The organism is Apibacter sp. (assembly GCF_025291155.1).
Taxonomy (GTDB): Bacteria; Bacteroidota; Bacteroidia; order Flavobacteriales; family Weeksellaceae; genus Apibacter.
Map to the genome: position 1 here is coordinate 1 of NZ_JAMBJZ010000123.1, position 4,557 is coordinate 4,557.

Here is a 4,557-nt window from a genome sequence, read left to right on the forward strand (position 1 = left end):
CTTTATTTATTAATAATAAACTTCATTCAATTCTTAAAATAACTCCGATTTTAATTTTTATTTATAAATAATTATTTATAAGACTTTTATAATTTTAATTGATAAATTTAATAAAATGTTATACTTTATATTCATTAATTATTGATAATACTGAATAAATTTTATGAATTATTTCATATTGTAAATAAATAAAATAAATAATAACTTGAAAAAGAAAAAATGAGTTTAAACGTTATGATATATTTTTTACTTATTATATATTTCTTTCAAGAGTTGGATTATATCGTCTTTTTAAGATAGAATTTATTTATAAAAGAAAAGTGAAACAAATTAAAAAATAAATTATGAATAGAAATATATTAAAGTTTTTATTGGTTATTTTAGTTGGTGTTATACTTTGGTTTATACCTGTTCCTATAGGTGTTGATCCAAAAGCATGGCATTTGGCATCAGTATTTATTTCAACTGTATTAGGGTTAATTTTATCTCCATTTCCATTAGGAGCAATGGCTATATTTAGTATGACAACTGTTGTTGCATTAGACTTAATACCTATTAAAAGTGCTCTAACAGGTTTTGGCGATAAAACAATTTGGATGATTGCTTGTGCTTTTTTCATTTCTAGGGGGTTTATAAAAACAGGTTTTGGAAGAAGAGTTGGTTATCTCTTTATAAGTAAATTAGGAAACAATTCTTTAGGTTTATCCTATGGGCTTGTAATGACTGATTTAATTTTTGCTCCTGCCATGCCTTCAACATCTGCTCGATGTGGAGGAATCATTACCCCTTTGTTTCTTTCTATTTCAGATGCCTATGATTCAACTCCTGAAAAGGGAACTCAAAATAAAATTGGAGCATTTTTAGTACAATGTATTTTCCAATGTAATGCTATTACTTGCGCTATGTTTTTGACATCAATGGCAGGTAATCCAATGATTGCAAAATTTGCTGAAAATATGGGATATAAAATTTCATGGACTGATTGGGCTCTGGCTGCCATTGTTCCAGGTTTATTGTCATTACTTGTAATTCCTTATATTTTGTATAAATTTTTTCCTCCGGAATTAAAACATACTCCTGAAATGAAAGCATTAGCAAAGGAAAAATTAAAAGAAATGGGAAGTATGACTAGAAAGGAGTGGATTGTATTAGGAGTGTTTGCTTATTTAGTGACTTTTTGGGTTTTAGGTTCATTACTTGAAATAGATGCAACATTTACCGCTTTTGTAGGACTATGTATTTTATTATTAACACGTGCACTTGAATGGAATGATGTGATTAGTGAAAAAGAAGCATGGCATACAATAATTTGGTTTGCCATTTTAATGACTTTAGCATCTCAATTAAATACCTTAGGTTTTATTCCTTGGTTTGGTAAATATGTTGCCCAATCTGTTAAAGATTTATCTTGGTTGCCTATGTTATTCATACTTTTATTAGTATATTATTATGTTCATTATCTAATGGCAAGTGCTATAGCTCATATTAGTGCAATGTACGTAATATTTGTATCAATTTCTATAGCTGCAGGGGCTCCACCGATGTTAGCTATACTATTATTTGCTTTTTTCAGTAATCTTAATATGTCCATTACTCATTATTCCAGTGGACCGGCTCCTATTTTATTTGGTTGCGGATTTGTTCCTTTAGCAAAGTGGTGGAAAATAGGATTTTTTATGAGTCTTGTTATTCTCTCTATTTGGTTAATTGTCGGAACAGCTTGGTGGAAAGTTATTGGATTGTTTTAAATCATATTTCTATTAAAAAAGGTTTTCAATTATTGAAAACCTTTTTTAATTTATTTAATTATTTTCATTTCATTTATTAAACGATTGGCTCCAGCAAATTTGTCAATTATAAATAATATATATCTAATATCAACCATTATGTTTCTGCAAATACTTGAATTGTAATTTATATCACTCATAGTACCTTCCCAAACTCTATCAAAATTGAGACCTACTAAATTTCCCTGTGAATCTAAAGCCGGACTTCCTGAATTTCCTCCTGTCGTATGATTTGTAGCAATATAATTTACAATCATGTCCTCTTTTTGTGAATAGGGACCATAATTTTTCTCATTATATAAAGTCATTAGTTTATTAGGAAGATCAAATTCATAGTCATTAGGAACATATTTTTCAATGACTCCACTTAATGTTGTAAATGGTTTATAATATATACCGTCTTTTGGTGAATATCCGTCAATTTTACCATAGGTTACTCTTAATGTTGAGTTAGCATCAGGAAAGAATTTTTTATTAGGAAAAGCTTTAAGTTGTGCTTTCATGTAGTTTCTTTGGAGACTGTCAAGTTTCTTTTCATATTCATTAAGATAAGGTGAAACTTTATTTTTATACATTTCAATATAAGGACTGATAAAACTAACCAAAGCGTCTTCTTTTAATTTGTTTTTTATAATTTGTTGAGTATTCGTAGAAAGAATTGATCGTAAATCTCCTTTCGAACCGGTTATATAGGAATTATTCCATAAATTATTTAATAAAACTTCACAAGAAGAAATCTTTTCGTAATCCTCATGACCTGCAATTTGAAATCTTGGTTCAATGTCCATACTGTACATCGATAACATTTTTGCAGATACTTTTTTGTCTAATTCAGAATCATAATTTTTATAGATTTTGTTTAAATTTTTGATTATTTTATCTTTATTTTTTTCAAAATTTCGATTGTCACTATTCAAAAGATTTGATAGTAATGAAGCTATACGAAAAGTTTCTGAATTATAATAAAACACCTCATTGAAATAAGTAGATGCTTTTATAAATGAATTACTAGTTTTGTATATCTCATCCATTGAAGTTAATATAGCTAGGTTTTTATTTTTTTCATCATCAGATGCATTTGTCTGTTTTAATAATTTAGTTTCATAGTCTTTCTTTTTTTGAATGGCATGGGTATTTATTAATCCTTGATTTTCACCGATCCATTTCTTCCATCCATTTGCAATAGAAGCATATTTAGAAGCGTATTTAATCTTTATTTCTTTGTTTTCACGCATATTTTGATCTAAAATCTTCAATGTTTCATTTCGTAAAGAAATCCTAGAAGGATTTATTACCTCAATTATCTGTTCAATGGCGGATGATGGTAAATATTCCTGAGTTTTTCCGGGAAAACCATATACAAATGAAAAATCATTTTCCTTTTTTTCTTTAATTGAAATGGGTAAGTAATATTTAGGTTTGTAGGGAACATTATCTTTTGAATATTTAGCCGGATGATTATTTTTATCAGCATAAATTCTAAAGATTGAAAAATCTCCGGTATGTCTAGGCCACATCCAATTATCAGTATCTGATCCATATTTTCCAATAGAGGAAGGAGGAGTGCCTACTAAACGTATATCTTCATAAGTTTCTGTTACAAAGGCATAATATTGGTTTCCATTATAAAAAGGCAGTATATCTATTTCTTGATATATTTCTTTTGTCAAAGCAGAAAGCGTTTTATTAATATTATCTTGAATTAATTGATTTCTTTGTTCTTCTGAGAAATTATCATCTAAACCTTTTAAAATCTGTGAAGTCACTTCTTTAATATCAACAATAAAAGTAGCCTTTAATCCTTCATTTGGTTTTTCTTCTTCAAAATTAGAGGCCCAAAATCCGTTAGTTAACAAGTCATTGTTTACCGTAGAGTGGGATTGAATATAATAATAGCCACAATGATGATTAGTAAGTAAAAGCCCCTTAGGTGAAATAACTTCAGAAGTACAACCTCTTCCGAAATGTGCTATTGCATCTTTTATGCTTGGATTTGATGTATTAAATAGTTGTTTTGCGGAAATTTTCATTCCCATTTCCTTCATTTCTTTTTCATTAAGTTGATTAGGTAACCACATACCACCTCCTGTTTGAGCATTTATTTGTAAGGAAATGGTTAATAAACAAAAGAATAAGATAGATTTGAACGTAGATTTTTTCATATATTTTTTTCATTAGTGTTCGAAATATAAATTTATAAATAATATAATAATATAAAAATATCAAAAAGCATATTTAATAGAAAAATTAATTAGCTTTGTATTGATATTAATTAAGTTTATAAATACATAATCTGCGATTAAAATTATGTTTACAATTCAATAATCTGTTTATTAAGGACATGGATGAAATTGGTTTTAAAAAAGAAGAAGAAGAAATAGTCAAGCGCTATAAAGATATGCTTCGCAACACGTACAGAGACTTAACCAATGATGATAAATCTTTGATAAGAAAAGCATTTGATGTTGCAAAAGAAGCTCATAAAGATCAAAGGAGAAAAACAGGTGAGCCTTATATCTATCATCCGTTAGCAGTAGCAAAAATAGTTGCGGATGAAATAGGGTTAGGAGCAACAAGTATAGCGTGTGCGCTATTGCATGATGTAGTCGAAGATACCCAATATACTATTGAAGATATCAGCAAATTATTTAACCCTAAAGTAGCCAAAATTATAGATGGTCTTACTAAAATTTCCAATATAGATCATCAAAACCTTTCTTTACAATCGGAGAACTATCGAAAGTTATTATTGACATTATCTGAAGATGTA

General features: G+C 28.2%; 3 protein-coding genes. 2 read left to right on the forward strand and 1 reads right to left on the reverse strand.

The features are described from left to right. Nucleotides 1–344 precede the first annotated feature (344 nt). Complete coding sequence (locus tag M3Z80_RS09235) at nucleotides 345–1,748, forward strand: anion permease (protein ID WP_293919325.1); 1,404 nt, start codon at nucleotides 345–347, stop codon at nucleotides 1,746–1,748. Nucleotides 1,749–1,798: 50 nt separating this feature from the next. On the opposite strand, the gene M3Z80_RS09240 is transcribed toward M3Z80_RS09235, so the two are convergent. Next, nucleotides 1,799–3,949, reverse strand: coding sequence for a S46 family peptidase (locus M3Z80_RS09240; RefSeq protein ID WP_293919326.1), 2,151 nt, complete (start codon nucleotides 3,947–3,949; stop codon nucleotides 1,799–1,801). A 179-nt stretch (nucleotides 3,950–4,128) separates the two neighbouring features. Here M3Z80_RS09240 and M3Z80_RS09245 point away from each other — a divergent pair. After that, nucleotides 4,129–4,557, forward strand: a 429-nt coding sequence (locus M3Z80_RS09245) for an HD domain-containing protein (RefSeq protein WP_293919327.1), incomplete at its 3' end; no start/stop codon positions are given.